This window comes from Streptomyces ficellus (assembly GCF_009739905.1).
Classification (GTDB): Bacteria; Actinomycetota; Actinomycetes; order Streptomycetales; family Streptomycetaceae; genus Streptomyces; species Streptomyces ficellus_A.
Window position 1 is genome coordinate 6,900,221 of the sequence record NZ_CP034279.1, and the last position, 14,580, is coordinate 6,914,800.

A 14,580-nucleotide genomic window follows, 5' to 3' on the forward strand; every position below is an offset into this window, starting at 1 on the left:
ATGGTCTACCCGGGAGTAGGGCCGGCCGACGCATCACGGCAGGATCGCGTCGACGTAACCGCCGTCCACCCGCAGCGCCCCACCGGTCGTGGCCGAGGCCTGCGGGGAACTCAGGTAGACCACCATGTGCGCGATCTCCTCCGGCTCGATCAGCCGTTGCAGCAGGGACTGGGGCCGGTGCTCGCGCATGAAGGCCCGCTGGGCCTCCTCCCAGGGCAGGTCCCGGTCCACGAGTTCGTACACGAACTCCTCGACGCCACCCGTGTGGGTGGGTCCGGCAATCACCGAGTTGACGGTGACGCCCGTCCCGGCGGCCTCCTTGGCGAACCCGCGGCTCACCGCCAGCAGCGCCGTCTTCGACATGCCGTAGTGGATCATCTCGGCGGGGGTCACGACGGCCGAGTCGCTCGCGATGTACTGCACCCGTCCCCAGCCGCGGCTCGTCATGCCCGGCAGGTACGCCCGGGTCAGCCGTACCGCCGCGAGCACGTTCACCTCGAAGTAGCGCCGCCACTCGTCGTCGGTGATCTCCAGGGCGGGCCGCGACTCGAAGATGCCCAGGTTGTTGACGAGGACGTCCACCTCGGGCAGCAGCTCGACCGCCAGCCCGGCGCCCTCCTCCGTCGCGATGTCCGCGGCGACCGGGACCACCTCCGCGTCGGGGACCTCCGCCCGCAGCCGCTTCACGGCCGCCGTGACGCTGTCCGACGTGCGGCCGTTGACGGCGACCGTCGCCCCCGCGCGGGCCAGGGCCGTGGCGATCGCCGCGCCGATGCCCTGCGTCGAACCGGTGACCAGCGCCGTCCTGCCCGTGAGGTTCACCTGCATCCGCCCGGTTTCCCTTCTCGTGTGCGGTCCCCCGCGTCCCATGGTGCCCTTCCGTCCCCCTCCGCATGCCCGGCGCGAGGATGACGTGGACCGCCGCTCAGCGGGTACCCGGACCTCTCCCGGCCCCCGCCCCCGGTCAGGGCCGGGACCGGATCGAGCCGTAGCCGTCGGAGGGCAGGAGCCGTGAACATGAACGCCGGCAAGCGGGTCGTCGTCACTGGTGCCACCGGAAATGTCGGCACCAGTGTGGTGGCGGCCCTCGCGGAGGACCCGCAGATCTCGTCCGTACTGGGCCTCGCCCGCCGGGTGCCCGGCTGGTCGCCGCCGAAGACCGAGTGGGCCCGGGTGGACCTCCGCGAGGAGACCGACCTGGTCCGGCACTTCGAGGGCGCGGACGCCGTGATCCACCTCGCCTGGGCCTTCCAGCCCACGCACGATCCGCGCGCCACCTGGCGCACCAACGTGCTCGGCAGCCTCCAGGTGTTCCGGGACGTCGCCGCCGCGGGCGTGCCGGCGCTCGTCCACGCCTCGTCGGTCGGCGCGTACTCGCCCGGGCCGAAGGACGGCACGGTCGACGAGTCCTGGCCCACGCACGGCTGGCCGGAGGCCGCGTACACCCGGGAGAAGGCCTACCTCGAACGCGTACTGGACGCCTTCGAGGGCCGCAACCCGGGGGTGCGGGTGGTACGGATGCGGCCGGCCTTCCTGTTCAAGGAGGAGTCGGGCAGCGAACAGCGGCGGATCTTCGCGGGCCGCTTCGTCCCCGGGCAGCTCGCCGGGCCCCGGACCATCCCCGTCGTGCCGGACATCCCCGGACTGCGCTTCCAGGCCCTGCACACCGACGACGCCGCCGAGGCCTACCGGCTCGCGATCGCCAAGGACGTGAGCGGCGCCTTCAACCTGGCCGCCGAGCCCGCTCTCGACGCCCGCCGGCTCGCCGAGCTGCTCGACGCGCGGGTGGTCCGCCTGCCGCGCCCGGCGATCCGGGCCGCGCTGGCGGCCGGGTGGGGACTGCGGCTGATCCCGGCCTCCCCGCAGCTCTTCGACGCCGTGCTGCACCTGCCGCTGCTGGACTGCACGCGCGCCCACCAGGAGCTGGGCTGGCGCCCCCGGCGCACCTCCCTGGAAGCCGTCGAGGAGATGCTGGAGGGGATGCGCAACGGCGCCGGCATGGACACCGCGCCCCTCGCCGGCCGCAAGGCGAGCTGACCGCCCCCGGACCGTCCCCGGCCGCAGGTGGATCCGGCGCCCGCAGCGGGCAGACCGACTAAGAGGAGCAGGACGCCCCGGCGTCCCCGCGCGCTCATCCACTCGGCCGGCCAAGGGGGGCAGCGATGCCGGACAGACGTCCTCGCGGATACCAGCCCGACTGGCAACCGCGCCCTGCCACCCAGGAGTTGCTCGCCGCCGTCGAGTTGATCCTCGGAAGGTACGCCGCACAACTGCCGCTGACCATCCGTCAGATCTGGTACGCGGCCGTCTCCAACGGTGTCCTCGTCCGGCAGGAACGTACCTACAAGCGCCTGGTCGACGTCCTCGGGATGGCCCGCCGCTCCGGCCGCATCTCCTGGCTGGCCATCGGCGACAACACGGACACCGCGGTGGAGCCCGTCGCCTACGACGGCCCCGACGGGTTCCGCGCGGCGCGCCTGGCGGCCGCCCGGGGCTTCCGGCTCGACCGCCAGGCCGGCCAGGAGGCCAGGCTGGAGGTCTGGTGCGACACCGCGGGCCTGGTGCCCCAGCTGGCCACGGTCACCGACCCCTGGGGCGTCCCCGTCTACGTGTCCGCGACCGGGCTGTCCGGCAAGCGCGCCGCCGCCCAGCGGGCGGCCGCCGGCGGCCACGCCACCTTACGGATCATGGTCGTCGGCGACTGGGACCCCACCGGGGTGCACCTGTTCGCGGCACTCGCCGAGGACGTCACCGCCTTCGCCGCGATCGACGCCCCGGACGTGACCGTGCGCTTCGACCGGCTCGCCGTCACCGAGAGCCAGATCGCCGAGTTCCGCCTGCCCACGGCCCCCGTGAAGGCCGGCGAACGGCGGTCCTTCCCCGGCACGTCCACCACCCAGGCCGAGGCGCTGCCGCCCGACGCGCTGGCGGCGCTGGTACGGGAGGCGATCAGCGGGAGCCGCGACACCGAGGTGCTGGCCGACGTCCTGGAACGCGAGGAGATCCAGCGCCGCGCCCTGCTGGACGGCTTCCCGTGGTGACGGCCTCCTGGGGTGACGGCTCCTCGTGGCGGCCCGCTCACGGCAGGGGGCCGCCCGGTGCCGTGGTGCCGCGCAGGCGGTCGAGCCGGCTGATCGCCGGCGTCGCCGTGACGCCGTGCAGGACGACCGAGGCGAGCACCGTGAAGGCCACCGCCGCCCACAGCTGCTGCGCCAGACCACCGAAGTCGTTCTGGCCGAGGGCGTAGGCCAGGTAGTACAGCGAGCCGATGCCGCGCAGCCCGAACACCGCCGCGACGATCCGCTCGCGCGGCCCCGCGTCCGAGCCGAGCTGCGCCACCCACCCGGTGACCGGCCGGACGACCAGCACCAGCAGCCCCGCGACCAGGGCCGCCTGCCAGGTCAGCGCGGCGAGCCCGCCCCCGGCGACGTACCCGCCGAGCAGGAACAGCAGGACGGCGGTGAGCAGGCGCTCGATCTGCTCGGTGAACTCGTGGAGCACCTTGTGGTAGCCGTGGCTGCGCTCCGCGGCGCGCAGTGTGCAGGCCGCGACGAACACCGCCAGGAAGCCGTAGCCCTGCGCCAGCTCCGTCAGCCCGTACGTCAGGAAGGTCGCTCCCAGGGCGACGAACCCCTCCATGTGCTCCGACAGCCGCAGCGCCGAGGCCCTGGCGCGGAAGAACATCCAGCCGAGCACGCGGCCCACCACCACGCCCGCGGCGACCCCGATCGCGATCTTGCCCAGCACGTCGGTGAGCGCCCAGCCGCCGATCCACCCGGCCGACCAGCCGGTGCCCGCCGCCACGGCCAGCGCGACCGCCGCGTAGACGAAGGGGAAGGCGAGCCCGTCGTTCAGGCCCGCCTCGCTGGTGAGGATGAACCGCACCTCGTCCTCGTCCTGCTCCGCGTCGGTCGGCTCGCCCACCCGCACCTCCGCCGCCAGCACCGGATCGGTGGGCGCCAGCACGGCCCCCAGCAGTAGGGCGACCGCGGGCGGCCAGTCCAGCAGGGCCCACGCGCACAGGGCGGTCACCGCCACCGTCAGCGGCATCGTGATGCCCAGCAGCCGCCAGGTGCCCGCCCAGGCGCGGAGCCCGACCGGCCGGTTGATGGCGAGGCCCGCGCCCATCAGCGAGACGATCACGCACAGCTCGGTGAGGTGCTCCACCCACGCCCGGTCGGCCACCGGGTCGACCACCGGCACCGGCAGGGGCAGCAGCTGCACGGCGGCGCCCACGGCCAGGAACACCATGGGCATCGAGAACGGGCGGGAGAACACCACGCGCGGCAGGACCGCGGCCGCCAGCGCGCCGACGCCGAGACCGGCGTACACCAGATCGGAAAGGGTCATTCAGTCACTGTGCGCGCGGTGATCGTGAACAAACCCCCGTCGGGGTCCCGCAGCGTGGCCTGGGCGCCCGGCTCGTGGTGCACCAGGGTGCCGCCGTGCCGCTGGGCGGCGGCCGCGCGGCCGTCGACGTCCCGCACCGGGAAGTGGACCTCCCACCGGGGCCGGATCGCCGGATCGGGCGCGGCTTCGAGGGCGCCGGAGCTCAGGCGGGCGACGACATGGCCCTCGCTGCGCAGGACGACCTCGTCGGCCTCGTACTCGACGTCGCAGCTGCCGGGCCGGTCCGTGGCCCAGTCGAACACCTCGCCGTAGAAGATCGCCGCCTCGAAGGCGTCACGGGTCCGCAGCCGCAGCCAGGCGGGCGCGGCGGCGCGCCACATCTCCCAGCCGGACAGCAGCTGGCCCTCCCAGATGCCGAACACGGCGCCGTCCCGGTCGGCCGCGAGCGCCCCGCGCCCGACGACGAACCCCACCGGCCCGACCGCCACGGTGCCGCTGCGCTCCCTGATCCGGGCGGTCGTCCGGTCGGCGTCCTGGACGGCGAAGTACGGCGTCCAGGCGACCGCGACCTGGAGCGCGGAGGCCAGGGCACCGATTCCGGCGACGGGCCTGCCGTCCTCCAGGGCGACGCTGAACTGCTCACCCAGCCGCGCGCGACGGAATTCCCAGCCCATCGCCGCGCCGTAGAAGTCCTGGGCGGCGCGCAGGTCGCGGGTCATGAGGCTGACCCAGCAGGGGGCGCCGAACACGGAGCTGCTGGAAGTCACCCCTGAGGCGGTCGCTGTCGGCTTCGTGTTCATGTGCAAAAACCGTCCCGGTGTCACCAGTGGTGCGGATGTGCCGCAGGTGTCCCTGCTCTCACTTCTGCCTCTGCCCGGTGTCCATACTTGCACTCTTTGTGGGGGATGGCTTTTCTCGTGCGGCTACGGCTCAGCCGCGCCGCCGCGAACGGCGCAGCCGGTCGCCCAGGCGCTGGAGCCCGCGCGACAGGTGCCAGCGCTCCTCGTAGAGCAGCCGCCCCACCAGCGCGCCCCCGAAGACGACGAAACCCACGCCGACCAGCCAGGACTGGACGACCAGCATGGTGCCGACCGGCCCGTAGGTCACCGCGTTGGAGGCGATCAGGGGCGAGAAGACCAGACGGGAGAAGACCCTCAGCCCGGCCAGCCCGATGACGGTGCACACCGCGCCCGGCAGCAGGGCGCGCCACGGCAGCCGCCCGCCGAGCAGCAGGCGCTGCGACCACCAGAAGAACAGCACGGCACTGCCGACGGCGAGCACCACGCGCCAGGCGAGGTCCGCCCCGGCCGCCGGGTGGGAGGCCACGTCCGCCGACAGCAGCAGGTAGCCGATGAGCATGGCGAGCCACACGGCGTGGCGCCACATGGTGTGCCAGCGGGCGGCGGGCAGCTCCCACACCTTCTCGTAGCCCGTCTGGACCACGCCGCCGAATGTCAGGCCGAACACGGCCAGCGCGGCGATACCGAAGCCGGTGGTCGACTCCAGGGCCGCGCCCGGCGGGGCGAACAGCCGCTCCACCTCGTCGGTGGAGGCCGCGGCGACCCCGAGGCCGTCCGAGAGCCACTGCGCGAAGCCCGAGCCGCCCGCCGGGTCGGCCGCCGCGACCACGATCAGCAGCGGGACCAGGGTGAGCAGGCCGAGGGCGGCGAACCCCATCGACCGGTGCATCAGCTCCAGGTCGGTGCCGGTCCGCCAGCCGCGCCCGGCGGCCGAGCCGTGGAAGGCGCCGTGCATCCGCCCGAACCACCGGGCGCGGGCACCGCCCTCGGCGCCGGGAGACTTCTCGGACATGCACCTCGCATACCCGGCTGGGGCGCGCGGGGCGCGGGTCGGTGCGGGGGAGGCCCCGAATGGACGCCTCCGCCCGCACCCCCGCCCGCGCCCCCGGACGGGTCGCCGTTACGACAGCTTGCCGTCGTAGTCGGGCAGCTTGAACGTCCTCTCCGCGTGGCCGCCGGCGAGGTCGGTGGGCCGGTTGCCGATGTTGGCGATGATCGTGTAACCCTTCGCCTCGATCTCGGTGCGCTTGGCCGTCTTGTACCTGCTCACCTCGTCGAACAGGTCGGGCAGGTCGCGCACGTACACGCCGTCGACGGGGAAGCCGACCGCCTTGAGGTTGTACGCGGTGGGCGCGTGGATGATGCCGGGCCGGGCGGTGACGAAGAAGACGTCGACGCCGCGGGAGTCCGCGTAGCGGGCCACGTCGAGGGCGGGCCGGACGGCGGGCGTCGGGAACTCCCAGAAGTAGTGGAAGTCCGTCTCCAGCGAGGTGTTGTCGACGTCGAGGACGATCGCGAGCTTTTGGCCGGAGGCGTTCGCGGTGCGCTGCTCTATGTAGGGCCGGGCCTGGCTGAGCGCGGTGTCGACGTCGCGCTTCCAGGTGGCGTAGTCGACCCCGGCGAGGTCGGCGGCGGTCAGGCCGGAGGCGGCGGCCGTCGCTCCGGCGGCACGGGCAGCGGGAGCGGGGACGGGGGCGGCGGCTGGGGCGGCCGCGGCCGGGACGGCGGTGGCGGTGGTGACGGCGAGGGCGGCCAGGGTGAGGGCCGCGCGGTGTCTCCACAGAGCTGCACGCATGGGGGGTCAACTCCTGTGAGGGTAGGGAGTGGTGGAATTGCTTTGGCATGCTCGCGCTCAATGATGGACGGAATGAGGCGTTCCATCTACCGGTCGGTAGTCATTTGGTGCGCTCGTGAAAATTGTTTGCGCGCACCGCGGCCCCGCACCGACAGTGACGGCATGCAGACGGGACCCACAGAGACCGTCCGGGCCGCCCGGACCGAGGACGCACCGCAGATCTGCGAGCTGCTCAACACCATCGACACCATCGAGATCGGAGCACCCGAAACGGACCTGCACACCGTCGAGGCCGACCTGGTCCACCCGGAGGCGGACCTCCCGCACAACTCGTGGCTCGCCTTCGACCACGACCGGCTCGTCGCGTACGCGCTGCTGTGGGACGACTCGGGCGCCGAGCGCATCGACATCGACCACTACGTCCTGCCCGACCACCAGGCGGCCGGCGAACGCCTCCTGGAGCTCGCCGAGGAACGGGCCCGCGACAAGGCGCGCCAGAACGGGGCGGCGCAGGCCGTCGTCCACCTCCACCTCAACCAGCGGCCCACCACCGACACCGCGATCCTCACCCGGCGCGGCTGGCACACCGTCCGCCGCTACCAGGTCCTGGTCCGCGACCTCTCTCCGGAAGCGGACCCCGTGCCGGAGCCCCCGGCCGGGGTGACCCTGCGCGCCTGCACCGACGAGGCCGACCGGCGGCGCGCCCACGCCCTGCTCGAGGAGACCTTCGCCGAACACTTCGACCACCAGGCCCGCACCTACGAGCAGTGGCTCGACGACATCGACGCCGCCCGCGCCGACTGGTCGCTCGTCTGGATCGCCACCGTCGACGGCCTCGGTGACGCCGCCGTCCTCGTCACCCGCAACGACCGCACCGGCATGGGCTGGGTGCGCAACCTCGGCGTCCGCAAGGCCGCCCGCGGGCAGGGCATCGGCGGCCACCTGCTGCGCCACGCCTTCGGGGTGTACGCCGCGCTGGGCCGCGACACGCTGGGCCTGGGCGTCGACGTGCTCAACGAGAGCGGCGCCCTGCGGCTCTACGAGGCCCACGGCATGCGGCTCCACTACGCCGTGGACACCTGGGAGGTCACCCTGCCCGTGACCGGCTGACACGCCGGACGCCCCGCACCGGCCGCCCGTGGTGAGCGGCCGGGGCGGCGGCACCTCGCGCCCCGACGCGGCGTCAGAGCCGGCAGCCGGAGAGCAGCGCCGCCGCGTCGGCCCCGGGCGGCACGGGCACGGTACGGCCCGCCGGAGGGCGCTGCCCCCGCTCCACCCAGCGCTCCAGCGCGGTGAACGCCGAGCGGTGACACGGCACCAGTGGCCGCAGCCGGCCCGGGAAGGCGTCCACCAGCGCGTCGGTGTGCGTGCCGCCCTCGATGCGGAAGTAGCGGTGCAGCCCGCCGCGCCCCGCTTCCCGCACCATGCGCGCGTACACGTCCGAGCTGCGGGCGGCGGGCAGCAGCACGTCCAGCGTGCCGTGCACGGTGATCAGCGGCTTGCCGATACGGCCCGTCAGGGCGATGCGGTCGACGGCCGCGCGCACCGGGGCCGGGCGGGCGGCGTAGTCGTAGTCCGCGTCCGCCCCGGCGTAGCCCGGGTCCAGCTCCTCGCGGTAGACGCGCTGCGTCAGGCCCCAGTAGTACGTGTGGTGGTAGGGCCACAGGAACTCCGACCCGGCCGGGTAGCCGGCGGCGTGCATCGCGGCGCGCGCCGCGCCGGCGCCCGGGCCGCCCGCCTCGTACACCGGGTAGTGACGCAGGGCCGGGGGCAGGAACGTGAGCAGGTGGGGGCCCTCGCCGCGCCACAGCGTGCCCTCCCAGTCCACACCGCCGTCGTACAGCTCCGGATGGTTCTCCAGCTGCCAGCGCACCAGGTAACCACCGTTGGACATCCCGGTGGCGAGGGTGCGCGCCGGTGGCCGGTGGTAGTGCTGGGCCACGACCGCGCGGGCGGCACGGGTGAGCTGCGTGAGACGGCTGTTCCACTCGGCGACGGCGTCACCGGGGACGCGTCCGTCGCTCTGGAAGGACGTGCCCGTGTTGCCCTTGTCGGTGGCGGCGAACGCGTATCCCCGCGACAGCACCCAGTCGCCGATGGCCCGGTCGTTGGCGTACTGCTCACGGTTGCCCGGCGTCCCGGAGACGACCAGGCCGCCGTTCCACCGGTCGGGCAGGCGGATGACGAACTGGGCGTCGTGCCGCCAGCCGTGGTTGGTGTTGGTGGTGGACGTGTCGGGAAAGTACCCGTCGATCTGGACACCCGGCACGCCGCGGGGCGTGGGCAGGTCCTTGGGGGTGAGGCCCGCCCAGTCGGCCGGGTCGGTGTGGCCGGAGGCCACGGTCCCGGCGGTGGTCAGCTCCTCCAGGCACGTCACCTCCTGGTGCGCGGCGCCGGGAACCCGCGGCGGCCGGCGGCAGTCGTCCCCCGGCCGCGGTACGGAGGCGGCGGCCGTGGCGGCCGTGGCGGGTGTGGCGGCCGCGGACACCGTGCAGCCGTCGCCGGCGAGCGTGAAGTGGCCCGCCGGCGACTCCCTCAGCGTGTGCGTGACGAACGCGTTGTACAGGCCCATCGCCTGGTTCGAGCCCTTGGCGTAGGTGAGGCCGCCGCTCGTCGTCGCCCGTCCCGCCCGCACGTGCGCGTAGTTGCTGCCGGTCCAGCAGGCGACCGGGACGTCGCTCGGCGTCCGTGCGGTGACCGCGGCCGACAGCGCGCCCGGCCGGCCGTCCCCGTCGCGTGCCGCCACCGCGTAGGTGTACGTGGACCCGGGCGCGAGCCCCGTGTCGGTGAACGGGGGAGCGGCGGGCGTCGCGACCGCCGTACCGTCGCGGTGCACCGTGTAGCCGGCGGCGCCGCCGACCGCCGCCCAGTCCAGGGTGACCGTCGACCCGGTCACGCCGGTGGCGACCAGGCCCGTCGGCGCGGGCAGCGTGCCGGGCTCCGGGTCCTCGCCGCCGTCCAGGCCGAAGAACCCCACGATCCAGCGGCTGGAGCAGATCGAGTCGAGGAAGTACGCGGCGGTCGCACCGCACTGCCCGGGCCCGGTCCCGGGGTCCACGGGAGTGCCGTGGCCCATGCCCGGCACCCGGTCCACCTCCACGGCGACGGACCCGTCCGGGGCCACGTACTGCTCCTGCCGTGTCGCGTTGGCACCGATGAGGGCGGTACGGGACGGGGTCTGCGGCAGACGGTGCAGCGCGGTCCACTGGTCGCGCAACTCGTCGGCGTTGCGCGGCACGACCGTGGTGTCCCGGTCGCCGTGCCAGATCGCCACCCTCGGCCACGGCCCCGCCCACGACGGGTACGCGTCACGCACCCGCTGCGCCCACTGGGCGGGCGTCAGGTCCACCCCGGGGTTCATGCACGTGTACGCGGCGGCGACGTCCCTGGCGCAGTCGTACGGCAGCCCGGCGACCACCGCTCCCGAGGCGAAGACGTCCGGGTAGGCTGCGAGCATCACCGACGTCATCGCGCCCCCTGCGGACAGGCCGGTCACATGGACCCGCCGCGCGTCCGCGCCGTAGGCGGACACGGCGTGCGCGGCCATCTGGCGGATCGACGCCGCCTCGCCCTGACCGCGACGGCTGTCCGACGGCTGGAACCAGTTGAAACAGCGGTTGGCGTTGTTCGCCGCCGGCTGCTCGGCCAGGACCAGCAGGAACCCATGCCGGTCCGCGAACTCCGCCAGCCCCGAGTGGTCCGCGTAGGCCTGGGCGCTCTGCGTGCAGCCGTGCAGTGCCACCACCACCGGCGCCCCGGCCGGCAAGGACGCGGGCCGGTACACGTACATGGCCAGCGCGCCGGGGTTCGCCCCGAAGGCGGTCACTCGGGTGAGGCCCATGGCGGCGGCCCGGGCGGCGGGCGCGGGCGCGGTGAGCACGGCGCCGAACGCCAGGAGGAGCACCAGCAGGGCGGCGACCAGCCGTCCGGGACGCGGGGCGGCACCCCCGACCGGAGCGCGGCGCACGGCTGTGCCCCGGGCCGGTGGGGTGCGGGGCGGGAACGAGGGGGGCATGGCGGCTCCTCATGGCCTTCCGGTGACGGATTCCCGCACCGTAGGGCGGCCGGATACCGGCCGGTATGGCGAAGCGCACCACAGTCGCCCGACCCCCGGGCGGAGCCAGGAGGATTGCGCCCTTCCCGCCCGCCTGCTAAGGCGTGTCTCGGCGGGTCCGGGGGCGTCCGGTGCGCTGCTCCGCCGGGCGCAAGGCAGAGCGCAGCGGGCTGGGCCGGCGGCCGGCGACGCAGCGAGGGTGCGTGCCACGCGTTCCCGGCCAGGTGGGACTTTCGCACACGCCCTGGGGCGGGCGTTGCGAAACCCACGCCCCGGGCCCCGGGCGGCCCCGGCAGGCGTCCGGGCGGGGGTCGCGGGCCGCGCGCATCGCGCCCGCCTGTGCCCCGTACACTCGTCCACCGCTGCCCGCAGCGGCGGTGAGCGACCAACAGACTTCTTCGGAAAGGTATTTCGACATGGATTCCGCCGTGCGAGGCGACGCGCCGATCTACGACCGCCTCATCGAGGAGCGCGGCGACGTCCCCGCCGACGTCCGCCGCGTGGCGGAGGAGACCGTCAGGCAGCTGACCCGGGCGCTGGACTTCGGCGCGGTGGGCCGGTCGTCCGGGTATCCGGGCATGGGCTTCCCGCCCCCCGCATCCATATGAGGCGTGCGGGTGAGCGGAGGGGGATTCCCGCCCCCGGCCTCACGGCTGTTCGTCGATGAGACCGCAGACCCACGCGAGCACATCGTGCACACCACGGACGTGGGCCGCCTGCTCGGCGGTCTCCGTCGGGTCACCCAGCTGCACCACCGCCGCGTCCAGCTCCGCCGTCAGCGCATGGCTGGACGGTACGCGCCCGGTGCCCGCGGCCCCCGTCACCGGGGCGGCCGCCGACCGGCCGAGCGCCCATTGGTAGGCCGTCACGGCGCCCAGCGAGAACGGCGTGCCCAGACCGGGCGCCGCGGCCTTGTGCTCCAGCCGCTGGTACGCCGCCTCGACCTGGGCCCGCTGCCTGATGCCGACCAGTACGTCCTGGTTTCGTTCAGAATCCACTGCCATACCTGTACGTCTCACCGCCGGCGGCCGATGCGATGCCCCGAAATGCGAAATTGCTACGCCAGGGTCCATTTCGGACACAGGGCAGGCGGCCCGCCGGGAGAAGCGGGCCGCCTGCCTGCGCGGGTGTGCGGAGCCGCTAGAAGACGCTCACGCCGTAGGCGCTGAGGGCCTCGGTGACGGGCTGGAAGAACGTGGTGCCCCCGCTGGAGCAGTTGCCGCTGCCGCCGGACGTCAGGCCGAGCGCGGTGCTCCCGGAGAAGAGCGCGCCGCCGCTGTCGCCGGGCTCGGCGCACACGTTGGTCTGGATGAGGCCGGAGACGATGTCACCGTTGCCGTAGTTGACCGTCGCGTTGAGCCCGGTGACCGTGCCGCCCCGCAGGCCGGTCGTGCTGCCGCTGCGCTGGACCGACTGGCCGACGTACGCGTTGCCCGCGCCCGTGATGTCACGGTAGCCGCCGTTGTACAGGTACACCCGGCCGTCCGCCGCGGAGGCGTTGGAGTGGCGGATGATGCCGTAGTCGTTGCCGGGGAAGCTGGAGCCCGTGCGGGTGCCGAGCAGCGTGGTGTTGGCCGAGTTGGTGTACCAGGTGCTGCCGATGTTGGTGCAGTGACCGGCCGTCAGGGCGTAGTACGTGCTGCCGCTGCGGACGTTGAAACCGAGCGAGCAGCGCCCGCCGCCCGCGTAGATGGCCTGGCCGCCCGCGATGAGCTTGTTGAACGTGCCCGGGGTGCGCTTGATCTCCAGGGCGCCCGCGCGGCTGCCGGCGGCCTGCTTGATCTCGGCGATCTCGGCGGCGGAGACCGTGGCGTCGGCCGTGACGACGAGCCGGCCGGTCCTGGCGTCCGTGTACCAGGCGGTGCCCGGGACGTCGGCGCTCAGGACGGCTTCGCTCGCCCGGGCCAGCTGGGCGGTGGTGGCCGGTGCGCCGTCGAGCGGCGCGGCGCCGGCGCTCGGGGCGGCAAGCGCGGACGCGGCCAGGAGAGCTGCGGCGACGGCGGTCAGCCGCGCGCCTCTCGCGATGCCGCTGAGGGGGGTGAAGCGCTTGAGTTTCACTGCGTCCTCCGGTGGGGGATCCATGGCCCGCTGGGTGGGCGGGCTCGACAGCGCCGGACGAGCCGGTGCACGACGGTTGGGTGCCGCCATGTGCCTGACAAGTGGCGCGGTAGGAATCCTGGGCTCCGGTCGGACGCCTGGACAAGATCGCCTTTTGGCCGCGTGCCCGGCCGGGGTCACGGCCGCCCCCCGCGCCCCCGGTGGCGGGCCCGGGGCGCGGCCTCCCGTGCGCCCGGCCGGCGGGTGGAGGTGGTGCGGTACGGCGGTGGCGCGGTCGGGTGGCGAGGGGTGTCGAGCAAAGATGGTCACCCGTTTGCTGATTGTCCGTCAGGTCACCCAGTGGCCCGGGAGGGCGCGGTGCGGGCCGCCGGGCCGCCGGGCGCCCGGCCCGGTAGCGGAACGCGCTGGTCCAGGCGGTTCAGCGTTCAACGGAAAGGGCGGGGAGGGGTGCCCGGGGACCGGACCCGGAACGTCCGCTTCAGGGTCGTCGGCTTCGGCCGGCGCGAGCCGCCGTTGCAGTGGCTTCCGCAACGCGGGATTCCCACTGGCACCCTGGGAGCGCGCACGCGCCTCGGCGGGACGGGCGCGCACCACTGCCCCCCACCGAGTCACCGCCCGGCCGGCCGGCACGGACACGCCGGGCCCGCCCGTCACGCGTTATGCCTCGATCACGCCCGTTCGCCCGGCGCACGGCCGTGTCCGAATCCCGCCCTTGCGGCGCGCGGGGCCCGCCCCAGGGGCCCGGTCCTCGTCCTCAGCAGGCCCAGTCCTTGTCCGGGTCGAGGCCCCCCTCCCGCGCCTGGGTGAAGGAGAACCAGTTCCCCGAGTCGTCCCGGAAGATCGCCTCCGTTCCGTACGGACGCTCCTGCGGCTCCTGGAGGAACTCCACGCCGCGTGCCTTCAGCTTCTCGTAGTCCCCGTGGATGTCGTCGGTGGCCAGCACCCCCGCCCCGAGGACGCCCTTCGACACCAGCCGCCTCATCGCCTCGGCGGACTCGGGGTCCATCGCGGGGGCGCCGGGAACCATCAGCGTCAGCTGCACGTCGGGCTGGTCCTTCGCCCCGACGGTCAGCCAGCGCATGCCGCCCTCACCCATCGTCATGTCCGTACGCACCTCGAACCCCAGCTTCTCGGTGTAGAACTCCTTCGCCCGGTCCTGGTCCAGAACCCAGACGGTCGAAATGGCGAGACCCTTGATCATGTCGTGCTCCTCCGCGGTCGGGCTTGCCCTGTCACCGTAGGCGGCGGCCGCCTCAGCCCGCTTCTCCGGAATTGCGGTGTTCACCCGGCGCGGGGAGCGCGTTCGGAAACCCGCCGGCCCCAGCATCGCGTCACACCCGGGTACCAGGGCGGGCCCCCCGGCCGACGTGCCGGGCGCGGTACTCGCTGGGGGAGAGTCCGGTGGCCTTCTTGCACCGCGCCGAGAACGTGCCGACTCGGCGGGCCGGGAGCCGCATGCGGCCGGCAGATCCCGGGGGCCGCCCGCACGTGGGAACCGTGCACGTGGGAACCGTGCATGGTGC

Annotated in this window: 13 protein-coding genes and 1 pseudogene; 4 read left to right on the plus strand and 10 right to left on the minus strand. The window is 74.1% G+C overall.

Annotated features, from left to right (window positions below):
• Window positions 1–33: 33 nt before the first annotated feature.
• The gene (locus EIZ62_RS31015) at window positions 34–828 is read right to left on the minus strand and encodes an SDR family NAD(P)-dependent oxidoreductase (RefSeq protein ID WP_156695975.1); all 795 of its coding nucleotides are present in this window, start codon (window positions 826–828) and stop codon (window positions 34–36) included.
• Between the two features lie 189 nt (window positions 829–1,017).
• Between EIZ62_RS31015 and EIZ62_RS31020 the strand changes: the two genes are divergently transcribed.
• Both EIZ62_RS31020 and EIZ62_RS31025 read left to right on the plus strand, forming a co-directional pair.
• Window positions 1,018–2,037 carry an SDR family oxidoreductase gene (locus EIZ62_RS31020; protein ID WP_425281864.1) on the plus strand — a complete coding sequence of 340 codons (1,020 nt, stop codon included), beginning with the start codon at window positions 1,018–1,020 and terminating at the stop codon, window positions 2,035–2,037.
• Between the two features lie 125 nt (window positions 2,038–2,162).
• Window positions 2,163–3,041, plus strand: coding sequence for a hypothetical protein (locus tag EIZ62_RS31025; protein ID WP_156695977.1), 879 nt, complete (start codon window positions 2,163–2,165; stop codon window positions 3,039–3,041).
• A 37-nt stretch (window positions 3,042–3,078) separates the two neighbouring features.
• Here EIZ62_RS31025 and EIZ62_RS31030 read toward each other — a convergent pair whose 3' ends face one another.
• The 4 genes from EIZ62_RS31030 to EIZ62_RS31045 all read right to left on the minus strand — a co-directional run bounded on the left by EIZ62_RS31030 (window position 3,079) and on the right by EIZ62_RS31045 (window position 6,945).
• A complete protein-coding gene (locus EIZ62_RS31030; protein WP_156695978.1) occupies window positions 3,079–4,350 on the minus strand; it encodes a cation:proton antiporter in 1,272 nt (423 codons plus the stop codon).
• Entirely contained in the window at window positions 4,347–5,150 is an 804-nt protein-coding gene (locus EIZ62_RS31035) for a VOC family protein (protein WP_156695979.1), read from the minus strand. The genes EIZ62_RS31030 and EIZ62_RS31035 overlap by 4 nt, the downstream gene beginning before the upstream one ends.
• Window positions 5,151–5,280: 130 nt before the next feature.
• Entirely contained in the window at window positions 5,281–6,162 is an 882-nt protein-coding gene (locus EIZ62_RS31040) for a YihY/virulence factor BrkB family protein (RefSeq protein WP_156695980.1), read from the minus strand.
• A 108-nt stretch (window positions 6,163–6,270) separates the two neighbouring features.
• Window positions 6,271–6,945, minus strand: coding sequence for an HAD family acid phosphatase (locus tag EIZ62_RS31045; protein WP_156695981.1), 675 nt, complete (start codon window positions 6,943–6,945; stop codon window positions 6,271–6,273).
• Between the two features lie 162 nt (window positions 6,946–7,107).
• Here EIZ62_RS31045 and EIZ62_RS31050 point away from each other — a divergent pair, with 162 nt between their 5' ends.
• Entirely contained in the window at window positions 7,108–8,055 is a 948-nt protein-coding gene (locus tag EIZ62_RS31050; protein ID WP_156695982.1) for a GNAT family N-acetyltransferase, read from the plus strand.
• A 73-nt stretch (window positions 8,056–8,128) separates the two neighbouring features.
• Here EIZ62_RS31050 and EIZ62_RS32640 read toward each other — a convergent pair whose 3' ends face one another.
• Window positions 8,129–9,433, minus strand: coding sequence for a 3-hydroxybutyrate oligomer hydrolase family protein (locus tag EIZ62_RS32640; protein ID WP_244376346.1), 1,305 nt, complete (start codon window positions 9,431–9,433; stop codon window positions 8,129–8,131).
• Between the two features lie 3 nt (window positions 9,434–9,436).
• Window positions 9,437–10,786: pseudogene (locus EIZ62_RS32645) on the minus strand (extracellular catalytic domain type 1 short-chain-length polyhydroxyalkanoate depolymerase); the annotation flags it as partial.
• A gap of 629 nt (window positions 10,787–11,415) precedes the next feature.
• Between EIZ62_RS32645 and EIZ62_RS31060 the strand changes: the two are divergent.
• Window positions 11,416–11,607, plus strand: a complete 192-nt coding sequence (locus EIZ62_RS31060; protein ID WP_156695984.1) for a hypothetical protein — start codon at window positions 11,416–11,418, stop codon at window positions 11,605–11,607.
• Window positions 11,608–11,646: 39 nt separating this feature from the next.
• Here the strand turns inward: EIZ62_RS31060 and EIZ62_RS31065 are convergent, their stop codons facing one another.
• From EIZ62_RS31065 to EIZ62_RS31075, 3 genes are all read right to left on the minus strand, one after another.
• On the minus strand, window positions 11,647–11,997 hold the full coding sequence (locus tag EIZ62_RS31065) for a hypothetical protein (protein WP_208828112.1): 351 nt from the start codon (window positions 11,995–11,997) through the stop codon (window positions 11,647–11,649).
• Between the two features lie 142 nt (window positions 11,998–12,139).
• Window positions 12,140–13,057, minus strand: a complete 918-nt coding sequence (locus EIZ62_RS31070; RefSeq protein ID WP_156696694.1) for a S1 family peptidase — start codon at window positions 13,055–13,057, stop codon at window positions 12,140–12,142.
• A 754-nt stretch (window positions 13,058–13,811) separates the two neighbouring features.
• Window positions 13,812–14,258 carry a VOC family protein gene (locus EIZ62_RS31075; RefSeq protein ID WP_156695985.1) on the minus strand — a complete coding sequence of 149 codons (447 nt, stop codon included), beginning with the start codon at window positions 14,256–14,258 and terminating at the stop codon, window positions 13,812–13,814.
• Window positions 14,259–14,580 lie beyond the last annotated feature (322 nt).